This window comes from Paenibacillus ihumii, from assembly GCF_001403875.1.
In the GTDB taxonomy this organism is placed as follows: Bacteria; Bacillota; Bacilli; order Paenibacillales; family Paenibacillaceae; genus Fontibacillus; species Fontibacillus ihumii.
This window is the reverse complement of the sequence record NZ_LN884299.1, coordinates 2609545-2631292: the sequence shown is the minus strand read 5'-3', so window position 1 is coordinate 2631292 and position 21748 is coordinate 2609545. Positions and strand designations below refer to the sequence as shown.

Annotated in this window: 20 protein-coding genes; all 20 read left to right on the top strand. The window is 51.0% G+C overall.

What is annotated here, in order from left to right:
- Positions 1 to 2: 2 nt before the first annotated feature.
- The 20 genes from BN2762_RS18925 (at position 3) to BN2762_RS18830 (ending at position 21537) form a co-directional block, all read left to right on the top strand.
- Complete coding sequence (locus BN2762_RS18925) at positions 3 to 2093, top strand: chemotaxis protein CheA (protein ID WP_055108444.1); 2091 nt, start codon at positions 3 to 5, stop codon at positions 2091 to 2093.
- A 67-nt stretch (positions 2094 to 2160) separates the two neighbouring features.
- A complete protein-coding gene (locus BN2762_RS18920; protein WP_055108443.1) occupies positions 2161 to 2622 on the top strand; it encodes a chemotaxis protein CheW in 462 nt (153 codons plus the stop codon).
- Between the two features lie 4 nt (positions 2623 to 2626).
- The gene (locus BN2762_RS18915) at positions 2627 to 3250 is read left to right on the top strand and encodes a chemotaxis protein CheC (RefSeq protein ID WP_055108442.1); all 624 of its coding nucleotides are present in this window, start codon (positions 2627 to 2629) and stop codon (positions 3248 to 3250) included.
- The gene (locus BN2762_RS18910) at positions 3243 to 3740 is read left to right on the top strand and encodes a chemotaxis protein CheD (protein ID WP_055108441.1); all 498 of its coding nucleotides are present in this window, start codon (positions 3243 to 3245) and stop codon (positions 3738 to 3740) included. Before BN2762_RS18915 ends, BN2762_RS18910 begins: the two co-directional genes overlap by 8 nt.
- Positions 3741 to 3742: 2 nt before the next feature.
- Positions 3743 to 4165: a hypothetical protein gene (locus tag BN2762_RS18905; RefSeq protein WP_055108440.1), complete on the top strand. Its 423-nt coding sequence runs from the start codon at positions 3743 to 3745 to the stop codon at positions 4163 to 4165.
- Between the two features lie 15 nt (positions 4166 to 4180).
- A complete protein-coding gene (locus BN2762_RS18900) occupies positions 4181 to 4969 on the top strand; it encodes a FliA/WhiG family RNA polymerase sigma factor (RefSeq protein WP_055108439.1) in 789 nt (262 codons plus the stop codon).
- Positions 4970 to 5018: 49 nt separating this feature from the next.
- Positions 5019 to 6431 carry a DUF342 domain-containing protein gene (locus BN2762_RS18895; RefSeq protein ID WP_055108438.1) on the top strand — a complete coding sequence of 471 codons (1413 nt, stop codon included), beginning with the start codon at positions 5019 to 5021 and terminating at the stop codon, positions 6429 to 6431.
- Positions 6432 to 6482: 51 nt separating this feature from the next.
- Complete coding sequence (locus BN2762_RS18890) at positions 6483 to 6800, top strand: hypothetical protein (protein WP_055108437.1); 318 nt, start codon at positions 6483 to 6485, stop codon at positions 6798 to 6800.
- Between the two features lie 147 nt (positions 6801 to 6947).
- Positions 6948 to 7478: a hypothetical protein gene (locus BN2762_RS18885; RefSeq protein ID WP_230202543.1), complete on the top strand. Its 531-nt coding sequence runs from the start codon at positions 6948 to 6950 to the stop codon at positions 7476 to 7478.
- A complete protein-coding gene (locus BN2762_RS18880; RefSeq protein ID WP_055108435.1) occupies positions 7478 to 8131 on the top strand; it encodes a hypothetical protein in 654 nt (217 codons plus the stop codon). The genes BN2762_RS18885 and BN2762_RS18880 overlap by 1 nt, the downstream gene beginning before the upstream one ends.
- Before the next feature lie 221 nt (positions 8132 to 8352).
- Positions 8353 to 9051: a 30S ribosomal protein S2 gene (gene rpsB / locus BN2762_RS18875; RefSeq protein WP_055108434.1), complete on the top strand. Its 699-nt coding sequence runs from the start codon at positions 8353 to 8355 to the stop codon at positions 9049 to 9051.
- A 143-nt stretch (positions 9052 to 9194) separates the two neighbouring features.
- Positions 9195 to 9845, top strand: a complete 651-nt coding sequence (tsf, locus tag BN2762_RS18870) for a translation elongation factor Ts (protein ID WP_055108433.1) — start codon at positions 9195 to 9197, stop codon at positions 9843 to 9845.
- 161 nt (positions 9846 to 10006) lie between these two features.
- Positions 10007 to 10735 (top strand): UMP kinase, encoded by a 729-nt coding sequence (gene pyrH, locus BN2762_RS18865; protein ID WP_055108432.1) that lies wholly within the window; start codon positions 10007 to 10009, stop codon positions 10733 to 10735.
- A complete protein-coding gene (frr, locus tag BN2762_RS18860; protein ID WP_055108431.1) occupies positions 10735 to 11289 on the top strand; it encodes a ribosome recycling factor in 555 nt (184 codons plus the stop codon). Before pyrH ends, frr begins: the two co-directional genes overlap by 1 nt.
- A gap of 70 nt (positions 11290 to 11359) precedes the next feature.
- Complete coding sequence (locus BN2762_RS18855) at positions 11360 to 12127, top strand: isoprenyl transferase (RefSeq protein WP_055108430.1); 768 nt, start codon at positions 11360 to 11362, stop codon at positions 12125 to 12127.
- Positions 12128 to 12148: 21 nt separating this feature from the next.
- Positions 12149 to 12952, top strand: a complete 804-nt coding sequence (locus tag BN2762_RS18850) for a phosphatidate cytidylyltransferase (protein WP_055108429.1) — start codon at positions 12149 to 12151, stop codon at positions 12950 to 12952.
- Positions 12953 to 13035: 83 nt separating this feature from the next.
- Positions 13036 to 14175: a 1-deoxy-D-xylulose-5-phosphate reductoisomerase gene (locus tag BN2762_RS18845; RefSeq protein ID WP_055108428.1), complete on the top strand. Its 1140-nt coding sequence runs from the start codon at positions 13036 to 13038 to the stop codon at positions 14173 to 14175.
- Between the two features lie 110 nt (positions 14176 to 14285).
- Positions 14286 to 15560 carry an RIP metalloprotease RseP gene (gene rseP, locus BN2762_RS18840; protein WP_055108427.1) on the top strand — a complete coding sequence of 425 codons (1275 nt, stop codon included), beginning with the start codon at positions 14286 to 14288 and terminating at the stop codon, positions 15558 to 15560.
- A 35-nt stretch (positions 15561 to 15595) separates the two neighbouring features.
- Positions 15596 to 17047, top strand: coding sequence for a proline--tRNA ligase (gene proS / locus BN2762_RS18835; RefSeq protein WP_055108426.1), 1452 nt, complete (start codon positions 15596 to 15598; stop codon positions 17045 to 17047).
- A gap of 173 nt (positions 17048 to 17220) precedes the next feature.
- The gene (locus BN2762_RS18830) at positions 17221 to 21537 is read left to right on the top strand and encodes a PolC-type DNA polymerase III (protein ID WP_055108425.1); all 4317 of its coding nucleotides are present in this window, start codon (positions 17221 to 17223) and stop codon (positions 21535 to 21537) included.
- The last annotated feature ends 211 nt before the right edge of the window (positions 21538 to 21748 follow it).

Sequence of the window (21748 nt, the reverse complement as noted above, 5' to 3'; positions counted from 1 at the left end):
CCATGGACATGAATCAGTATTTATCCATGTTTATCGATGAGTCCAACGATCATTTGCAATCATTAAACGAGAATATGCTAGAGCTGGAGAAAGCTCCAGACGACATCGGAATCGTGCAAGTCATTTTCCGCTCCGCTCATACCCTGAAAGGGATGGCTGCGACGATGGGGTTCGAGGATTTGTCCTCGCTCACGCACCAGATGGAGAATGTCCTTGATCTTGTACGCAATGAAAAACTGAAAATGCAGGATCATATTTTTGACACGCTGTTCAAGAGTCTGGATGCTCTGCAAATGATGGTTCAGGACATTACCCAGGGGGGCGACGGCAAGGCCGATGTCCAATCTATCGTAGCTTCACTTCAGGCGATCGTTCGCGGTGAGGCTCCTGGCGGAACGGACAGCAGCGCTTCCGGGCAAGCAGCTCAGGGAGCCGCAGCGGTTCATTCGGGGATTCAGCTCGACGAATTCCAGTATTCAGTCCTGGAGCAGTCGATCTCGGAAGGCCATAAGGTATTGTACATTGAGGTGGCGATCCGCGAAGACTGCCAATTGAAGGCTGCCCGCGCTTATCTTGTATTCGATCTGCTTGAGCGTTATGGCGAAATCGTTAAATCCCATCCTTCGGTGCAAGAGATCGAGCAGGAGAAATTTGATCGCAGCTTTTCTCTGTATTACATAACGCAAAAGGATGCATCGGAACTGCAGAGCATGATCGTAAATCTATCCGAGATCGAGTCGGCGCAAGTGCTGCAGCTTGATCATGAGACGCTGAACCAGCTTGCCTCCGGCGCACAGGAAGCAGCGGCCGGAGCTGCCGAAGCCCCAACTGCGGAAGCGGCTGCAGCAGCGGACAGCAAGCCGGCAGCAGCTCCGCAGGCCTCTTCCAAGCCAGCGGCCTCGGAAGCGAAGGCAAGCCCTCGTGCCGGCGGTGGAGCGGCTCCTTCCAGAACAATTCGCGTCGATATCGAGCGGCTGGATGTGCTGATGAATCTGCTCAGCGAATTGCTGATCGACCGCTCGAGACTGGAGCAGCTTGCCCATGAGATTAAGCGTTCAGACCTTACCGAGACGGTGGAGCATATGAGCCGAGTGGGAAGCGACCTGCAGAATATCGTTCTTAAGCTGCGGATGGTCCCAATCGATACCGTGTTCAGCCGGTTCCCGCGGATGGTTCGGGATGTGGCCAAATCGCTGGATAAGAAAATCGATCTTGTGATCCTGGGTGCGGAGACCGAGCTGGATCGTACAGTTATCGATGAGATTGGGGATCCACTCGTCCACTTGCTTAGAAACGCCGTGGATCACGGGGTTGAACCGACAGCTCAGCGAATCGCGGCTGGCAAGCCGGAGACAGGAACGGTGCAGCTGCGCGCCTTCCATAGCGGCAATCACGTGTTCATCGAAATCGAGGATGACGGCGGCGGGATCGATCGCGAGAAAATTCTGAACAAGGCGCTGAAGAACGGAATTGTCACACAGAGCGAAGCCGCTGCTATGACGGACGAAGAAGTGTACATGCTGCTGTTCGCTGCCGGCTTTAGTACGGCTGACGTCATTTCGGACATTTCCGGACGGGGTGTAGGACTTGATGTAGTACGCTCGAAAATCGAGTCGCTCAGCGGTGAAGTATCCGTAACCTCGACCTTGGGCAAAGGGACAAAGTTCTCGGTGCAGCTTCCGCTGACCCTTTCGATCATTTCGGCGATGTTGATCAAGGTCGGCTCCGAGAAATATGCTATTCCGCTGTCATCGATCGTTGAAACGGCAATTATCCAGCGCAAGCAGATTCGCAGCGTACACGGATATACGATGGTGCCTTACCGCGAGGCCCATATTCCTCTGATGTCTTTAGCCAGCCTGTTCGAGGTTCGCGATTTTGATGAGGAAGCTGAAGAGGAGACGGAAATCGTCGTTATCCGGAAGGGGGATCGGCTGGCAGCCTTGACGGTAGAGGATTTCATTGGCCAAAGCGAAATCGTCATTAAAAATCTAGGTAAATATTTGCCTCCTGTTCAAGGGGTTGCTGGTGCGACGATTTTAGGCGATGGACAAGTAGCTCTTATTATTGATCCTAACGCTTTTATTAAGTAAGGGCATAACACTCACGCGGCAGGCAGGACAGACTGTTCTTTGCCATAACCATTAAGGAGGATGTTCCATGGGAGAGGAAATGAAAGTCATCGTATTTAAACTGGGTGAGGAAGAGTACGGCATTGAGGTCGACAAGGTGCAGACCATCGAGCGTATGATGCCGATTACTCGCGTGCCGAAGACGTATTCATTCGTCAAGGGAGTTATCAACCTGCGCGGCGTAGTCATTCCTGTCATCGATTTACGCGGGCGTTTCGATCTTCCGGAGTCTGAATACACCGAACAGACCCGGATCATTATCGTGGCAGTGAATGAGATGGAGGTTGGCTTCATCGTAGATTCCGCGAACGATGTGATGGATCTGAACAGCGATGTGATCGATTCCCCGCCGGATGTCGTAGGCGGGATTAAAGCGAAGTACCTGCATGGTGTCGCCCGTATTTCCGACGAGCGCCTCCTGGTCATGCTGAACCTGTCTGAGGTGCTGAACCGTTCCGAGATCATTCAATTGGAAAGCTTAGAGGGATGAAGCGGTGGATCTCTTTAAAGGGTTTGCAGACATTAAAATCGATGTCTTAAAGGAAGTCGGGAACATCGGTGCAGGCAATGCTGCTACCGCCTTATCGAGACTACTCGATAAACCGATAGATATGGCCGTTCCCAAAGTCCAAATGCTGCCTTTCGAGGCCGTTGCCGACACGGTGGGAGGAGCGGAAAGCGTTGTTTTAGCCGTGTTTTTAAGAGTCGAGGGGGACGCACCGGGGAATCTATTCTTTGTTCTTAGTCCAGAAGCGGCTAAGAAGCTGGTTCGCCGGCTTGCCGGAATCCATGTGGAGAGCGAAGAGGAGTTTTCCGAGATGGAATGGTCGGCCCTGTCGGAGATCGGCAATATATTGGCCGGTTCCTACCTCTCCTCTCTGGCCGATTTTACGTCGCTTGCCATGCTGCCGACCGTTCCTGCGCTTGCGATGGACATGGCGGGGGCGATACTCGGATACGGATTGCTGCAGTCTGGGGAGATGGGGGACTCCGCACTGCTGATTGACACGACATTCATCGAGGATCAGCAGGAAGTGGAGGGTCAATTCTTTCTCATCCCGGACCCCGAATCCTTCGACAAAATTTTTACTGCTTTAGGAGTACCGATGAATGATTGAGGAGCAGCGAATCGTAAAGGTCGGTATGGCAGATCTCAATATTATTCAGCAATCAGGACTAATTCGGACGACAGGGCTTGGTTCTTGCGTGGGACTAACTTTGTATGATCCTGTCGTTAAAGTGGCAGGACTAGCGCATGTCATGCTCCCGGCATCTACGATCGCCCGCGAGGGTTCGCTCAATATTGCGAAATATGCGGATACTGCAGTACCGGCTTTGTTGCAGCAACTGTTGGCAGCTGGCGCGGAGCAAAGACGGATTGTGGCCAAAATGGCTGGCGGATCTCAAATGTTCACCTTTGCAGGAACTGGAGATTCGTTAAGAATTGGGCCGAGAAATGTAGAATCCTGTAAGGATAAGCTGTCGGAGTTGGGAATCCCGCTCCTGGCGGAGGATACGGGAGGCAATTATGGAAGAACCATCGAGCTTGATTGCGAAACGGGTATTTTATTTATTCGCAGCGTACAAAAGGGTGTAAAGGAATTGTAGCCATGGCAGGAAAATTGAAGTATTACACGTTGTTTGGACTCTTGGGATTTTTGATTACATTTGCAGTCGCATCCAGTAATAACTTGTTTACGACAAGCCTCATTCGGGGGCTCATCGCATTCGTAGTTTGGTTTGGGCTATCCTATGCGGCCAATTGGATGATCGGTTTCATGAAAGAGATGTCTCCTGAAATTGCGAGCGAGGATCGGATCGCGCCTCTTGATGACGAGGGTAAAGGTGGACAGCTTGATTTGACGACACCGGATGAAACGGATGAATTGAACGAATTGCTAAAGCAGCCACCGGGAAGTCAGACAGGAAATGACGATTTTACACCGTTAAACCCGCCAAGATTGGTTAAGAAACCTGATGACAAAGATCCTGAAGAGCTGGCTAAGGTTGTTCGTCACCTGACAGAAAACTAAGGAGGGTGAAGGCAATTGGACGAGCGGAAGACATCCACTTTGAACTACGCCGATGTGTGGGAGCGATGGAAAGAACACGGAGATATTGAGGCCAAGAAGCAGCTTATCGAGAAGCATTTGCACATTGTCGATTATGTTTCGGGACGTCTGGCTGTGGGCCTTCCCAAAAATGTCTCTAAAGACGACTTATCCAGTAATGGCGTAATGGGCTTAATTGATGCTGTGGAGAAATTTGATTATAAAAGAGGGCTGCAGTTCGAAACCTATGCCTCTTGGCGAGTTCGAGGCGCCATTTTGGACGGATTGAGGCAGGGAGACTGGGTACCTCGATCCGTTCGGGAGAAAGCCAAGAAAATTGAAGAGGGATATCAGCACCTGGAGCAGCAGTATCTGCGTTCCGTGACGGATTCTGAAATGAGCGAATATTTGAATGTAAGTGAAAGGGAATTTCAAAACATGCTGCAAGAGGTTGCTGTAATGACGCTTTGTTCGCTTGAAGATCCGATCCGTGAGGAAGAATCGGAGACGCGGCTGACGCTGCTGATCGATGAGAAGGCCAAGAATCCGGATTATAAGGTAAGGGAATTCTTCCTTAAGGATTCTTTGGCTAAAGGAATTGAAAAGCTCACAGAGAAAGAGCGGACGGTCGTTTCCTTATTATATTATGAAGATTTATCCTTAAGTGAAATTGCGGAGGTGATGTCTCTATCCCCGTCACGTATCTCTCAACTCCATTCCAAAGCTATACTAAGACTGCGCGGCAGCCTGGAGAAACAGAAAGATTTGTTGATGTTGGAGGATTAAAGAGTACAATTGGCTTATGGCAGTATATCGATGGAAGGAGGAACGACTTATGGATTATATGAATGATCTTGGGCAGATTCTGAGCGTCACGATGAACGATGATAGAACGGTAGCCTATTTGCAGTTTTTGAAGAAGGACGAGGAGTTTTCTTGTACTCCGGAAGTCTTGAATCATTTTTTGCGCGGCGAAGGCATCAAATTCGGCATTCAGGAAGATATTGTGAAGCGATTTGCCCTAAACCCAAAAGAGTACTTCTTCAGTAAGACGCCGATTGCAATTGGGATCGAGCCCGTGCAAGGCAAGGACGGTTCAATCCGTTATGCTGTGCCCCTCGATGGGGAGGATCAGCAGCGGCGCCCCTCGGAAGGCGATGACGGTACGGTGGACTTCAAGGATATTACTCGCCTAAACAATGTTCGGAGGGGACAACTTATCGCTGAACTGGTTCCGCCTGTGCCTGGTCAGCCTGGCACAGCGGTTACAGGGGAGCCGATTCCCTGCAAGGATGGGAAGGCAGCCCGCTTTAAGATCGGGAAGAACGTCGTTCTTAATTCTGAGCAAACGGCGATGTATGCTGCAATTGACGGACTGGTCACCCAAACCGATAAAGGCAAGCTGAATGTCTTTCCAGTTTACGAGGTCAATGGAGATGTGGATTACAGCATCGGAAACATAGATTTCGTAGGGACCGTTGTTATTCGAGGCAACGTTCTGACCGGATTTCGGGTTTGCGCTTCAGGGGATATTCGCGTCATTGGCGGCGTCGAAGGGGCCGAGCTCATCGCGGACGGCTCGATCGAAATTACGGGCGGAATTATCGGTTATAATAAAGGTCTCATTAAAGCAGGACAGCAAGTAAAGAGTTCCTTCATCCAGGACGGAAACGTCTCGGCCGGCGCGGACGTCGTCGTGACGCAGAGCATTATGCACTCCAATGTTCGCGCAGGCAGGGATGTTATCTGCAGCGGCTCCAAGGGATTGATCGTCGGTGGCAGCATTCAGGCAGGCGAACGCGTGACGGCCAGAATTATCGGCAATCCAATGTCTACAGCGACGTCGATTGAAGTCGGCGTCCTTCCGGAACTGCGCAATGAGCTGCTGGAATTGCGCCAACAGCTGAAGGAGCAGATGGCAAGCCTCGACAAGACCGAGAAAGCGCTTACCCTCTTGGATCAATTGGCTTCCATGGGCAAGCTTACGCCGGATAAAGTAGCGATGCGATCGAAGCTTAACTTAACCAAGAAATCGAGCCTGCAGGAGCTTGAGGATATCAAGGAGCGCATGCTGCACATTGAGAAGGCCTTGGAGGAGACGGGCAACGCACGGGTAGATGTTCTAAGCATGATTTATGGCGGCTCAAAAATCGTTATAGGCAGATACACTAAATATATTAAAGAGCCTATATCAAGGATGTCTTTCTACTACACGGAAGGAGATATATCCATGTCGGCATACGTTTAGAACTCTACTTAAAGACATGAAATTGTCCGAATTCCGCATGAGGTGATTTTCATGAATATGAAATCCGTTGAAATGCAAATCGCCGTCCCTCGTACTAGCGAAGCAGGACGCGTTCAGCAGGACCAGCAGCAAAGGCCGCTGATCGACCAAAGCATACTTGCCGGACAGAACATGAAAGCAAGCGAGCTTGAACGCAAGAAGAGCCAATCTTTAGAGCGAAGCGCCCGCAATAAGACCGTTAAAAGAGAAGGAAATGCCGCTTCAGAACAGGAGAAAGGGCAGGCTGAGGCAGAAGAGAAGCAGAAGGAGCGGGAGAAGGAGCAGGCGGAGCATCCTTATAAAGGACGGCATATCGACCTGTCGCTCTAGCAGCAGACAGCATAGATACTATACACAGCAAAAAAGGTGTGGATTGCATTGTCATTTGGAGAACCGTGGTTTTATATTGTCATACTGGGGGCCACCTCTATTCTATATGCGTTTATTCTTCCAGCGAGGAACTCTTTCAGCGGCAACATGAGTGAGGCTAGCAATATAGAGGCGACCCTTGAACAGTATATGGCCGACATCGAGAAAGAAAACGCAGAGCTGATCGAATTGGTTGCCGGGATGAAGCAAGAGCTGACCTCCAAGCAAATGTCGCAGCAGGAGTCGATAGCCGAGCTGCGCCAGCGCCTGCTAGAGGTAGAGCAGTGGAATCGGCAGCTTGAGTCCCGCTTGGGCGGTTTGGAAAGCTCAGCGGCATCGCCGTCTCCAGCATCCAGCGAATTATCCTCCCAAATGGCTGCAGCCCATCAGCATGACAACGAACCGGCTCCAGCCAGCTCCGAATTCGCTAAAAGCTTGGGAACGATAGAAAAACCAGCAGAGGTACCGGAGGCACAACCGGCTCAGCCCGAGGCTGCGGATTCCCTGCGGAGCAGGTATCCGGAATTGTTCGATTTGTATGCCAGAGGCAAGTCTATCGACATGATCGCCAAAACTATCGGCATTCAGCGCGGCGAAGTTCAGCTTATTCTGCAATTGGCTAACAGGGAGGATGCATAATGTTCAGAAATCGCAACTTCATGTTAGGACTTGGAATTGGACTGATCATCGGCGCGTTCTTGCTGCAAATTATGAATATTGGACAAGGCCAGCATAATAAGCTCGTAACGGAAGAGCAGGTTCGCCAGGCCGCGGAGAAGCTTCAATTGAAGGTTGTGGGTGAGGATGAGCAGCTGCTGACTGAGGCCGAGTGGAAAGCTAAGGCCGATGAAAAGGCAGTGGAAGAGGGATCGGCAGAAGAACCGGCCCAGCCCGAGAAGCCTAAAGCTCCGCAAACGCCTGCAGTGCCGCAGGAGCCGCAATCCGGCGGAGAGAATGCTTCTGATAAGACTGCGGCCGGTCAATCAGAAGCAGCCGATCCGGTTACGCCGGAGCAGCCGGAGACCAAGGCGCCTGAGGCAGCCGAACCGGCGGGGGTCACTGAGCCTGAACCTACATCGGTAAGGTACAAAATCGTATACGGAGACACCTTGACCTCAGTGGCGGATGGGCTTCAGAAGGCGGGGATTATTCCGAGCAGCGAAGCATTTATCAAGGAAGCATCGAAGCGCGGCATCAACACAAAAATCAGAACGGGGACGTACTCGTTTCAAGTCGGCGAGAAGCACAGTTCGATCATTACAAAAATAACCGCCAAGCCATCTAAGAAATAGGATGGTTTTTGCTCATTTTATCGGCGGCAGGCAAACGGGGGAAACAGTTGTGAAGATTGGTTGCATCCATTTGCCACTTATGGTATATTAATTGACGGTGTTATAACGCACGGGGGTTGATTTTGCCAAGGGTGCTTTTCACGATTTCGAGAAGTCTTGGCGGGGGATGAAACCCGCGGAGGAAGCATCAAAAAAACCAAAACATTAGGAGGTGCATGGAGATGGCAGTCATTTCCATGAAACAACTGCTTGAAGCAGGGGTACATTTCGGACACCAGACACGTCGCTGGAACCCGAAAATGGATCGTTATATTTTCACTGAAAGAAACGGAATTTACATCATCGACCTGCAAAAAACGGTTAAGAAAGTCGAAGAAGCTTATAACTTCGTAAAGAGCATTGCTGAGGACAACGGTACAATTCTATTCGTTGGAACTAAGAAGCAAGCTCAAGATTCCGTAAAGGAAGAAGCTGAACGCGCTGGTCAATTCTACATTAACCAACGCTGGCTGGGAGGTACCTTGACCAACTTCCAAACGATTCAAAAACGGATCGACCGTTTGAAACAGTTGGAAACTTGGGAAGAAGACGGCACTTTCGAAGTGCTTCCTAAGAAAGAAGTTATCATTCTTCGCAAGGAGAAGGACCGTCTGGAGAAATTCCTGGGCGGAATCAAGAACATGAAGGGTCTGCCAAGCGCCCTGTTCGTAATCGACCCTCGTAAAGAGCGCATCGCTGTTGCGGAAGCTCGTAAATTGGGCATTCCAATCGTAGGTATTGTTGATACGAACTGCGATCCAGACGAAATCGACTATGTCATTCCAGGTAACGACGACGCGATCCGCGCGGTTAAATTGTTGACTGGCAAAATGGCTGATGCCGTAATCGAAGCTAACCAAGGGGAGCAAACCACAGCTTAATGCGGGGCTTCCATTATAAGCAATGAATTAAATGAAAAGGGTGGTTGGTAGGTGTCAAACCTCTCACTGCCCTTTTTTTAAAGGATAAATCTCTGGTTTAAGTCACAGATTACGTCCTATAAACGATATGGAGGGAATTTAAAATGGCTGTTGATGCAAAATCGGTAAAAGAACTACGCGAAAAAACGGGTGCAGGTATGCTCGATTGCAAAAAAGCGCTTGAAGAAGTGAATGGTGATATCGAAAAAGCTATCGAGTTTCTGCGTGAGAAAGGTCTGGCTGCCTCTGCTAAAAAAGCAGGACGCATTGCTACTGAAGGTATCGTAGAATCCTACATCCATGCTAACGGCCGCATCGGCGTTCTCGTGGAAGTCAACTGTGAAACGGATTTCGTTGCACTTACAGATCAGTTTAAAGAATTCGTTCGCGATATCGCACTACATATCGCTGCATCGAGCCCTCGCTACGTGCGCCGTGAAGACGTTCCGCAAGAGGAAATTGAAAAAGAGAAGGAAATCCTTAAAGCCCAAGCTCTTAACGAAGGCAAACCGGAGAAAATCGTTGAAAAAATGGTTGAAGGCCGCATTTCCAAATACTACGAGGAGTATTGCTTGCTTGAGCAGTCCTTCGTCAAAGATCCTGACAAAACGATTGCAACGCTTCTTAACGAGAAAATCGCTACAATCGGCGAGAACATCTCAATCCGCCGCTTTGTCCGCTACGAATTGGGCGAAGGCCTGGAGAAGAAAGTGGATAACTTCGTAGAAGAAGTTATGTCCCAAGTCAATCAATAAGCGTATCATTAACATTTATGTTATAGGGAGATGGAACACGTCGTGTTCCTTCTTTTTTAACCTAACGCCCTTAATTGTGTGAGTCCGGGAAGCGAGCCTTGCATATGAGCTGCTTCCTGGGCAACCTCTAAGAGGGTTCATCTAAAGTGGAGGGTATACAATTGGAGCAGCCAGTTTTTAAACGTGTTGTATTGAAGGTAAGTGGGGAATCGCTAGCGGGCCAGAACGGTTATGGGATCGACGCAGAAACGATCTCGTCGATTGCGGAGCAGGTGAAAGAAGTAGTCGAGCTGGGCGTGCAGGTTGCTATCGTGTGCGGCGGCGGCAACATATGGCGCGGTATTGCGGGCAGTGCCAAAGGCATTGACCGTGCTACGGCGGACTATATGGGAATGCTGGCGACAGTCATGAATTCGCTGGCTTTACAGGACGCGCTGGAGCAAATTGACGTGCCTACACGGGTTCAAACTTCAATCGCCATGCAGCAAATCGCCGAGCCTTACATACGGCGCCGCGCGATTCGGCATTTGGAGAAGGGCCGGGTCGTTATTTTCGCCGCTGGTACTGGCAACCCCTTCTTCTCTACGGATACTACAGCAGCACTGCGTGCGGCTGAAATTGAAGCCGAAGTCATCCTGATGGCTAAAAACAAAGTGGACGGCGTGTATTCAGCGGATCCGTTCGTAGATCCGGCAGCCGAAAAATACGAAATGCTTACCTACATGGAAGTGCTGAGCAAGAACTTGGGCGTAATGGATTCGACGGCATCATCGCTATGCATGGATAATGACATCCCGCTTATCGTCTTTGCGATTACGGAACAAGGAAATATTAAGCGTGTAGTCCTCGGTGAGAAAATCGGAACGACTGTGAAAGGAAGTGTAGATTAATGCCACAATCGATTAAGAAAAACGCTGAAGAACGTATGGATAAAGCGATTCAGGCCTTAAAGAGAGATTTGGCGACTCTGCGTGCCGGAAGAGCGGCTCCTTCGCTGCTGGATCGCATTCAAGTCGATTATTACGGAACTCCGACGCCGATTAATCAGTTGGCGAACATTAATACCCCGGATTCCCGTACACTGACTATCCAGCCTTGGGATAAATCATCCCTGGCTGAAATTGAGCGTGCGATTCAGAAGTCCGATCTGGGACTTACTCCAGCCAACGACGGTTCGATGATCCGTTTGTCGATTCCGCCTCTAACGGAAGAACGCCGCGTTGATCTGGTCAAAATGACGAAGAAATTCGGTGAAGAAGCGAAGGTTGCGATTCGCAACATCCGTCGTGACGCGAATGATGATATCAAGAAGCTTGAGAAAACGGAGATCTCGGAGGACGAGTCTCGCCGTCATCAAGATGATATCCAGAAGTCAACGGACAAATTTATCGCGGAAGTCGATAAAGTGCTCGCTGCGAAAGAAAAAGAGATTATGGAAGTTTAAGAGACGAAAAGCGGCCCCTCCTTTTACGGTGGGGTTTGTCTCTTTTTCATCACCGGCTGGAGGAAGACGAATGATCAAGTTATTTCAATCCTGGTGGAAAAATAGGGGGAAGCGTTCTGCCGAGAAGCTGCCGAGCGATAACGTCCCGGAGCATGTTGCGATTATCATGGACGGGAATGGACGCTGGGCCCGCAATAAAGGGCTGCCGCGCATCGTTGGGCATCGCAACGGCATGAAGGCCGTGAAGCGGGCGACGATTGCTGCGGATGAGCTAGGCATTCGGGTTTTAACCTTATATGCGTTCTCTACGGAAAATTGGAAGCGGCCAAAGGATGAAGTCGATTTCCTGATGTCGCTGCCGCAGGAATTTCTGGCGCTGGAGCTTGAAGAGCTGATTGAGAAGAACGTTCAGGTTCGAATGATGGGTCATACGGATAACCTCCCCCGGCATACGATAGAAGCCATGGAGGAAGCGATCGCCCGCACGAAGGATAATACCGGACTTATTTTGAATTTTGCCTTGAATTATGGCAGCCGTCGCGAAATGACGGAGAGCATGAAGGTGATTGCGCGTAGAGTTCAGGCCGGGGAGTTGTCTCCGGAAGACATTACGGAAGAGATGGTTAATTCCAACTTGCTATCGTGCGGATTAAGTGATCCCGACTTACTCATTCGTACAGGCGGCGAGCTCCGGCTTAGCAATTTCATGCTATGGCAGGCAGCTTACAGCGAACTGTGGTTTACGGACTTATATTGGCCTGAATTCGGCCGCGAGCAGCTGGTGGAAGCGGTCGCCGAATATCAGCGGCGTACGCGTCGCTATGGCGGGTTATCATAGCAGGATAGAAGGTGTAGAAGGTTGAAAACACGTTTGATAACAGGTCTGATTGCCGGCATCTTTTTTCTGGGCATGTGCTTGGTTGGCGGGCTAGGGTATCACTTGCTCATCATGGCGATGGCGCTGGTTGGTTATTATGAGTTCGTGCGGATGATCAAATTGCCGCCCTTAAGAGGCGCCGCAATTCTTGGTTATGTATGCATACTCTATATGATGTTCCCCTGGAGTCTGCTGGGCCTGACCATGCCGCTTGAGGTTTTGCCAGCCCTGTGGTTAATGATGTTCCTGTTTCTGGCGGTAACGGTGTTCACTAAAAATGACTTGCCGATTAGCCAAGCGGCTATTTTGTTTCTAGGTACCGCCTATGTGGGCATCGGGTTTTCGGCCATCGCAATGACGCGGATTACACCGGATGGACATGGTGTGTTCTGGACCTTCCTGATGCTGGCCGCAATATGGAGCAGCGATGCGGGAGCTTACTTCACAGGAAGAAGATTCGGCAAGAACAAGCTGTGGCCGGCGATCAGTCCGAACAAGACTGTGGAAGGAGCGATTGGCGGGGTTGTGCTCGCTGTCGTTGCCGCAGTGCTATTCTCCCTGTTCTCCGGGGGGCTTCTTTCGATCGGACGAGCCTTGCTGCTTGGAGTGTCGGCAGCGGTTGTGGGACAGCTTGGAGATTTAATTCAATCCGCTTATAAACGAGTGTACGGAGTTAAAGATACGGGCAAGCTTCTGCCGGGTCATGGCGGCATTCTCGACCGCTGTGACAGTTGGGTTGTCGTGTTTCCATTCGTACATATTTTAATGCTGCTCCCTTACTACTGAGGGTCTGTCCCGCAAGTTAAGACACGGCTGTCGAGTTACCGGCCAGCCGTCCAAATTATGCGAGTAATGATGCGAGGTATGATATGAGAAAAATAGCTGTCATCGGTTCCACAGGATCCATTGGAACGCAAACGCTGGATGTTGTCAGGCAGCATCCCGATCAATTCGTCGTTGAAGGCTTGGCTGCAGGCTCGAATATCGATTTATTCGTCCAGCAGGTGAATGCATTTCGCCCGAAGAAGGCTTCTATCGGGAATAAGCGGCTTGCAGAGCAGGTGGCCCCGCTGCTTCCGGCGGAGGTTGAGCTGTATTACGGCGAGGAAGGTTTAATCGAGGTGGCTGCAGGGACCGATGCCGATTTTGTGCTTAGCTCCATTGTAGGCAGCGCTGGACTGCCCCCTACCCTGGCGGCAATTTCTGAAGGGAAAACGATCGGTCTGGCCAATAAGGAGACGCTTGTGACGGCAGGGCATATCGTTACAGAGCTGGCAAAACAGAAGGGCGTGGCTTTACTTCCCGTAGACAGTGAACATTCGGCTATTTTCCAATGCTTGAACGGGGAGAGCATAGACGAAGTTGAGCAGATTACGCTGACGGCGTCGGGCGGCTCCTTTCGCCATTTGGCCCGGGAGCAGCTCAAGGATGTAACGCTGGAGGATGCGCTGAAGCATCCGAACTGGTCGATGGGAGCCAAGCTGACGATTGATTCGGCCACGATGGTCAACAAAGGATTGGAAGTTATTGAGGCGCATTGGCTCTTCGGTCTTCCATACGATAGAATCAACGTGCTTCTTCATCCGGAGAGCATTATCCACTCTTTCGTTGAATATCGTGACGGAAGCGTGATAGCCCAGCTTGGCACTCCGGATATGCGCATCCCGATCCAGTACGCGATGACATACCCGGCAAGGCTTCCCTCCGCATCCAAGCGCCTGTCTTTGGCAGAGGTCGGCAAGCTCCATTTTCAAGAAATGGATTACGAGCGATTCCCCTGTTTAAGACTTGCCTTTGAATGTGGTAAAATAGGTGGGACAGCGACGACCGTGTTCAATGCGGCGAACGAGACCGCAGTCGCCCGCTTTATGAACCGGGAAATTCCATTTCTGCAGATTGAAACGATAATTGAAACTGTACTCTCCAGGCATATACCTCAAAAACAAGCCGATCTTGAAACCATTCAAGCTGCGGACCGGTGGGCCAGAGAGTTGGCTGCATCGTTGTAATTGGCCGCTGCATAAAAGTTTCCACATGGGTATTCTCTTGTGCCTGATCGGAGAATAATGATAATCTAAATGAATTGGACGATCTGTGGCTAAAAGGAGGATGCTTTCGATTGGAATTGCTGAGGATCATATTCTTGACAGTACTCATGTTCTTCGTCATTGTAACGGTTCATGAGTGGGGACATTATTATTTTGCCAAACGGGCTGGCATATTGGTACGTGAATTCGCCATCGGCTTTGGGCCAAAGCTGTTCTCTTACCGGAGGGGCGAGACTCAGTTTACTCTTCGCTTGCTGCCCTTCGGCGGGTACGCGAGAATGGCGGGCGAGGATCCAGAGCTGATTCAGATCCAGACCGGACAAACCGTAGCTCTTCGTCTAGAAGAACAAGAGGTGCGCAAAATTTACCTTGACCGGTTGGATAACCGGAGAAACGTCATTCGCGGCGAGATCGTTGAGGTTGACCTGGAAGACCGGCTCGTTATCGTGCTGGATGTGGACGGAGAAATACTTAACTATAAGGTGCATCCGCAAGCAATGATGGTGGCCAAAGGCAAAGAGACGCAGATTGCACCGCGGGATCGGCAATTCGCTAGCAAGACCGTGGGTCAGCGCGCATTATCGATTTTTGCAGGGCCGCTAATGAACTTTATCTTGGCCTTCGTGCTGTTTGCCCTTCATACGCAAATGGCGGGGGTTCCTCTTGAGCAGCCGAAGCACCTGGAAATCGGTGAAGTCATGGAGAATATGCCGGCCTCGGAGGCGGGATTGCAGACAGGCGACATTATCGAGACGATTAACGGGGTGCCTGTAGGCACGGATGCCAATAAACTGATCGATACGATCTCCGCTTCGAAGGACGTGCCGATGAAATGGACGGTTCGCCGTGGGGATCAGGTACTGCCGATTACCGTGACGCCGCGTGCGATGGAGAATCAGGAAGGCGGCAAGGTCGGCACATCGATCGTAACTTATTTCGATATGCGAAGCGCAACGTTCTCGGAGACGTTTACGGTTGCCGGCAAAGACATGGTGAATACAACGAAACTGATATTTATCGGCTTTAAGCAATTGATCCAGAAATTCTCGATGGATGATATCGGGGGACCTGTGCGCACTTTTGAGGTAACAGGTCAAATCGCGAAGCAGGGCATCGTGAAGCTGACATATTGGGCGGCGATACTGAGCCTGTATCTGGGTATTTTCAACCTGCTGCCGATCCCGGCTCTTGACGGAAGCCGGCTGATCTTCCTCGCCGTGGAAGCGGTCCGCAGGAAGCCCGTTGATCCGAACCGGGAGGGAATGGTGCATTTTATCGGCTTTGCCATGCTGTTCCTGCTGATGATTGCCGTGACTTATAATGATATTTTGCGATTGATTAGATAATATTGTGTCTATTTAACGGGAGGATTAGGTTGGATATGGCTAATGAGGAGAAACAATTCGTAACTGAAATTACCCCGCAAAGTGAGGATTTCTCACGCTGGTACATCGATGTCATCAAAAAAGCGGATTTGATGGATTATTCGCCGGTGCGCGGCTGTATCGTATTTAAACCTGACGGTTACGAAATCTGGGAGCACATCCAGGAAGAATTGGATCGCCGCTTCAAGGAGACGGGACATCGCAATGCTTATTTTCCCCTCTTTATTCCGGAAAGCTTCTTCCAGAAGGAAAAGGAGCATGTCGAGGGATTCAATCCGGAGCTTCCGTGGGTCACGGAGGCAGCAGGCGAGAAATTAGAGGAGCGTTTGGCCATTCGACCTACCTCCGAGACGATGATCGGTCATATGTACGAGAAATGGATTCAATCTTACCGGGATCTGCCGGTATTGATCAATCAATGGGCCAACGTCGTGCGTTGGGAGAAGCGTACGCTGCCGTTCTTGCGGACCAGCGAGTTCCTGTGGCAGGAAGGCCATACGGCCCATGAGAATGAGCAGGAAGCACGGGAAGAAACGATGCAGATGCTGGAAATCTATCGTGACTTCGTTGAAAATTATTTGGCCATTCCAGTCATTGTCGGTCAGAAGACGCCATCGGAGAAATTCGCCGGGGCCGTAGATACGTATTCGATAGAGGCAATGATGAAGGATGGCCGGGCTGTTCAGGCGGGAACTTCGCATTATTTGGGCACGAATTTTGCCGTGGCCTTTAATATTCAGTACTTGAACAGGGATAATGTTCTGGAATATGTGCATACGACCTCATGGGGAGTCAGCACGCGCTTGATCGGCTCCCTCATTATGGTTCATGGCGATGACCGCGGCCTTGCCTTGCCGCCGAAGGTGGCGCCGAAGCAAGTGATGATCATTCCGATCGGACCGCCGAAGACACGCGACGCAGTAGTTGGCCGTGCAGATGAGTTATTTGCCCAGCTGAAGAAAGCGGGCATCCGCGTTGGAATGGACGAACGTGCGGATGTACGTCCAGGCTGGAAGTTCAATGAATATGAAATGCGCGGCGTGCCGGTTCGTCTGGAAATCGGCCCTCGCGATATGGAGAACGGTGTTTGCGTACTGGTCTCCCGAATTTCCGGTGAGAAGAAGGTTGTCCAGCAGGACAATCTCGTAGAAGAGGTTCAGGCGATGCTGGAGCAGGTTCATAACGAAATGTATGAGCGTGCCAAAGCATTCCGCGACGAGCATTTCTACAGCGTGGAGACGCTCGATGAAATGAAAGCGAGCATCGAAGAGAAGCGGGGCTTTACGCTGGCCGGCTGGTGCGGTTCCGAGGCTTGCGAACGGCATGTGAAGGATGAGACGGGGGCGACGAGCCGCAACATCCCTTTTGAACCGGCGACGAAGAAGTCAAAATGCCTTGTTTGCGGTGAAGAGGCTGAGCATACGGTTGTTTTTGCAAGAGCTTATTAATCATTAAGCATTCATATAGGAGGGCTTCCGGCAGTGAGCTGTCGGGTGGGCACATACCCGCTCGGACCTCGAGCGGAAGCTCTCTTTTAAAATGAGAGCAATGGTTGTAATCATGGGGAAAAGCAGCGCGTACCTTTACCTCATATTGAGGAATGTATCAAGGGGAGGATATCATGACCGCAGTTGGGGAGAAGAGACAACGGCTGGAATTGTTAATGCAGCAGGCGGAAATGCCGGCTAATTTGGTGGATCCTTATTTTTTGGACGGGTGGATTGAGCAGGTCGAAGTCAGCCGCAGCAATCGGGAGTGGAAGATTACGATCGGCAAAGATACGCTTGTTCCTGCCCAGGCTTATCGTACGTTTTGTTTACGGGTCAAGGAGCGGCTGGAGCATATCGCGCAAATCTCGTTCGGATTCCGATATGGCACTAGTGTGTCCGCAGCGGACATCGTGTCCGAATACTGGAAGCTGTTCATTGAGTGGGTTCAACGGGAGGTGCCGTCTGTCAACGGCTGGATGGCCAGGGCTATATGCGAGACGGAAGGAGATCTTATCACGATTACGCTCAGCGATGCCATGGCCCTTGAGCTGGCCAAGAAGAAAAACATTGAGAGATATGTGGTATCCTTCTATGAAACATACTTTACTTTAAATTTGCGGGTCAAGCTTCAGACCGGATCGAACAGCGCAGAGGCCTTCGAAGAATTCCAGCAGCGCATCGTTGAGGAAGAACGTGAAGTGATTCAGCAGATGATGGAGAGCATGGCGATGGAGGCTCCTCCGGAGGAGGATGAAGGGGAAATCGTCAAGCTTCAGATTGGATATGAGATCAAGGAGCAGCCGGTTCCGCTTCAGGAGATTCAGGATGAAGAGAAGAAAATCACGATTCAGGGCGTAATCTTTGGGCTGGATCGCAAGGAGCTGCGCAACGGAAATACGTTGTTCATGTTTAATTTGACGGATTATACGGACTCCTTGCAAATGAAGCTGTTTGCCAAGAACAAGGAAGATTTGAAAATCATGAACCAGCTTGCCAACGGCAAATGGATTCGGGCCCGCGGCCGGGTGGAAATGGACCGCTTCATGCAGGTGCCGGAGCTAGTCATGATTCCTTCGGACGTCAATGAAGTGACCCCGCCGCCGAGCCGTAGAGATAATGCGCCGGAGAAGCGCGTTGAGTTCCATCTTCATTCGACGATGAGCACGATGGATGCCGTAACGCCGATTGGCGAATATATCAAAACGGCGGCAAAATGGGGGCATAAGGCGATCGCTGTGACGGATCATGGCGGCATTCAATGCTACCCGGAGGCAGTAAAGGCAGCTGGCAAGCATGGCATTAAAATGATATACGGGCTCGAGGCGAACGTCGTCAATGACGATGTGGCCGTTGTGCTTCATCCGCGCCCGGATGACTTGAAGACAGCTACATATATCGTATTCGATATCGAGACAACGGGTTTGTCGGTAACGCAAAACAAAATCATTGAGATTGCGGCAGTCAAAATGGTAGAGGGCAAGGAAGTAGATCGCTATGCTACCTTCGTTAATCCCCATGTCCGCATCCCATACAATATTCAGCAATTGACGAATATTAATGATGATATGGTAAAGGACGCTCCGGATGTAGAGCCTGTCCTCAAAGAATTTGTCGAGTTTGTCGGCGACGCCGTACTGGTAGCGCATAATGCAAGATTCGACATTGACTTCGTTAATGCCAAGCTGAAGGAGCTTGGCCAGCCGCCGCTGAGCAATCCGGTGCTTGATACGCTTGAGCTGGCCCGGATGCTGTTCCCGACGATGAAGAATCACCGTCTGAACACGCTCGCTGCCAAGTATAAAGTATCGCTGGAGAATCATCACCGGGCGATCGACGATACGTTGGCGCTCGGCGAAATTCTCAACGGATTGCTGGAGGATGCGGTCAAGATTGAGGGATATAAAACGCTGGATCAGCTTAATGCCAAGGTCGGAAAGGATTTATCCAATGCCCGGCCGTTCCATTGCTGTATTTATGCGCTCAACATGACCGGGAAGAAAAACCTTTATAAATTGGTTTCATTGTCTCATACAGAATATTTTAAACGGGTTGCCTGCATTCCGAAGTCCAAGCTTGCTGAGATGAGAGAAGGCCTGCTCATTTTATCCGGCTGCGAGAAGGGGGAGTTCTTTGAGACGGTGCTCAATAAATCGATGGAGGAAGCCGAGAAGGTAGCAGAATTTTACGATGTGTTGGAAATTCAGCCGCTCACGATGTACATGCACCTCGTCGAGAAGGGGTTAGTTGGAAACGTGCAGGAGCTGGAGACGGCGCTGCGCAAAATTTGCGAAATCGGCTTTAAGCTTGGCAAGCCGGTCGTAGCTACCGGCAATGTCCACTACCTGGAGCCCCGTGACAAAATATACAGGGACATCACCATTCACGGCATTACGGGCTTCAGCCCGCTCAAGGATATTCGCAAGCCGGACGCTCACTTCCGGACAACCGAAGAGATGCTGGAGGAGTTTCAATTCCTGGGGGAAGAGAAGGCCTACGAGGTCGTGGTCAAGAATACGTCAGAGCTGGCCGACGCCTTCGAGGAGCTGGAGCTGTTCCCGGACAAGCTGTTTACGCCGATTTTGGAAGGTGCGGACGAGGAAATCCGCAACACCTGCTATGAGACGGCGAGGTCGATTTATGGCGAGGATTTGCCTGAGGTAGTCGTTCAGCGGCTGGAGAAGGAGCTTGAGCCGATTATTAAATACGGCTTCTCAGCTAACTATTTAATATCTGAGCGGCTCGTTAAAAAGTCGAACAGAGACGGTTATCTCGTTGGCTCGCGGGGATCCGTAGGCTCCTCCGTCGTGGCGACGTTCCTCGGAATCTCGGAGGTTAATCCGCTGCCGGCGCATTATATCTGCTTGAACCCGGAGTGCAAGCACAGTGAATGGTTCCTGGACGGAAGCGTGCCGAGCGGGTTTGACCTGCCGGATAAGCCTTGCCCGAAATGCGGCGAGAAGCTGAAAGGAGAAGGGCAGGACATTCCTTTCGAGACTTTTCTCGGATTTAAGGGAGACAAGGTTCCCGATATCGATTTGAACTTCTCGGGCGAATATCAGCCGCATGCTCACAATTATACGAAAGAGCTGTTCGGCGAGAAAAGCGTGTTCCGTGCCGGAACGATCGGTACGGTAGCTGAGAAGACTGCGTTTGGCTTCGCTAAGAAATATGAGGAAGAGCATCATAAGCATTGGCGGGGGGCTGAGCTGAACCGCCTTGCTGCGGGCTGTACCGGGGTGAAGAGAAGCACGGGGCAGCATCCCGGCGGGATCGTCGTCGTCCCGGATTATATCGAGGTCGAGGACATTACGCCGGTGCAGTACCCTGCGGATGATGTTAATGCTGAATGGAAGACGACGCATTTTGACTATCACGCCTTCGATGCGAACCTGCTCAAGCTCGATATTCTCGGCCACGATGATCCGACGATGATGCGCATGCTGCAGGATCTGACCGGCGTCGATCCGACGACGATTCCGATGAATGACCCGAAGGTCATGAGCATGTTCAATTCCACCGAGGCGTTAGGGGTTACGCCGGAGCAAATCCGGACGCCGGTAGCGACCTACGGTGTGCCGGAAATGGGGACGAAATTCGTGCGCCAGATGCTGGTGGAGTCGCAGCCTTCTTCTTTCGCTGACCTGCTGCAAATCTCGGGGCTGTCCCACGGAACCGGAGTATGGCTCGGCAATGCCCAAGAGCTGATCAAGAGCGGGACGTGCAACATTAAGACGGTTATCGGCTGTCGGGACGATATTATGCTCTATCTGATCTACAAGGCCGGAATGGATGCCGGTCTGGCCTTTAAAATTACGGAGAGCGTGCGTAAAGGAAAGGGCCTCACCCAAGAATGGATCGATGAGATGAAGAGATGCAAAGTGCCGCAGTGGTACATCGATTCCTGCCTCAAGATCCAATATATGTTCCCGAAGGCGCACGCAGCGGCATACGTTATCTCCGCAGTGCGGACTGCCTACTTCAAGCTTTATCATCCGATCGAATACTATGCTACGTATTTCTCGGTACGCGGGGAAGATTTCGATATCGAGCTGTTCTGCCAGGGCTATGAAGCCATTTACCGCAAAATCGAAGAGATCGAGCAAAAGGGCTTCCAAGCGCTGCCGAAGGAGCGGAACATGCTGCCGATCCTGGAGATGGCGCTGGAGATGACGGCTCGCGGCTTCCGGTTTAAGAGCATCGATCTTTACCGCTCTGACGCTACGCGCTTTATCGTGGACGGCGATGCCCTGATCCCGCCGTTCTCGGCCCTTGCCGGGATCGGCGATAATGCGGCCAAGAATATCGCTGCCGCTAAGGAGCAGGGAGAATTTCTGTCGATCGAGGACTTCCAGCAGAAGTCGAAGGCATCGAAAACGGTTGTTGAACTCCTGAATTCGATGGGCTGCTTCCGCGGTCTTCCCGAGAGCAACCAGCTGTCGTTATTTTAAATGTCTTTCGGGTACGCCGTACAAGCGGTCCGGAGATTTGAAAGGCAGGAGCGGCAATCGTCTTTGCGGGATGGACCTGCTTCTGCTGAGTAAAGGTGATTTACTTGTCACTAATGCTGGACTATGTTATAATTTTTTTGGTAATCATGGAGATAGAGCCGTTGTTTAAAGAGTGGGGAAACCCACTCTTTACTCTTTGGTATATAGGAAT

Coding starts and splice junctions, on each gene's coding strand:
- BN2762_RS18925 (WP_055108444.1), top strand. CDS start 3: ATGGACATGAATCAGTATTTATCCATGTTTATCGATGAGTCCAACGAT.
- BN2762_RS18920 (WP_055108443.1), top strand. CDS start 2,161: ATGGGAGAGGAAATGAAAGTCATCGTATTTAAACTGGGTGAGGAAGAG.
- BN2762_RS18910 (WP_055108441.1), top strand. CDS start 3,243: ATGATTGAGGAGCAGCGAATCGTAAAGGTCGGTATGGCAGATCTCAAT.
- BN2762_RS18905 (WP_055108440.1), top strand. CDS start 3,743: ATGGCAGGAAAATTGAAGTATTACACGTTGTTTGGACTCTTGGGATTT.
- BN2762_RS18895 (WP_055108438.1), top strand. CDS start 5,019: ATGGATTATATGAATGATCTTGGGCAGATTCTGAGCGTCACGATGAAC.
- BN2762_RS18890 (WP_055108437.1), top strand. CDS start 6,483: ATGAATATGAAATCCGTTGAAATGCAAATCGCCGTCCCTCGTACTAGC.
- BN2762_RS18885 (WP_230202543.1), top strand. CDS start 6,948: ATGAGTGAGGCTAGCAATATAGAGGCGACCCTTGAACAGTATATGGCC.
- BN2762_RS18880 (WP_055108435.1), top strand. CDS start 7,478: ATGTTCAGAAATCGCAACTTCATGTTAGGACTTGGAATTGGACTGATC.
- rpsB (WP_055108434.1), top strand. CDS start 8,353: ATGGCAGTCATTTCCATGAAACAACTGCTTGAAGCAGGGGTACATTTC.
- tsf (WP_055108433.1), top strand. CDS start 9,195: ATGGCTGTTGATGCAAAATCGGTAAAAGAACTACGCGAAAAAACGGGT.
- frr (WP_055108431.1), top strand. CDS start 10,735: ATGCCACAATCGATTAAGAAAAACGCTGAAGAACGTATGGATAAAGCG.
- BN2762_RS18855 (WP_055108430.1), top strand. CDS start 11,360: ATGATCAAGTTATTTCAATCCTGGTGGAAAAATAGGGGGAAGCGTTCT.
- BN2762_RS18845 (WP_055108428.1), top strand. CDS start 13,036: ATGAGAAAAATAGCTGTCATCGGTTCCACAGGATCCATTGGAACGCAA.
- proS (WP_055108426.1), top strand. CDS start 15,596: ATGGCTAATGAGGAGAAACAATTCGTAACTGAAATTACCCCGCAAAGT.
- BN2762_RS18830 (WP_055108425.1), top strand. CDS start 17,221: ATGACCGCAGTTGGGGAGAAGAGACAACGGCTGGAATTGTTAATGCAG.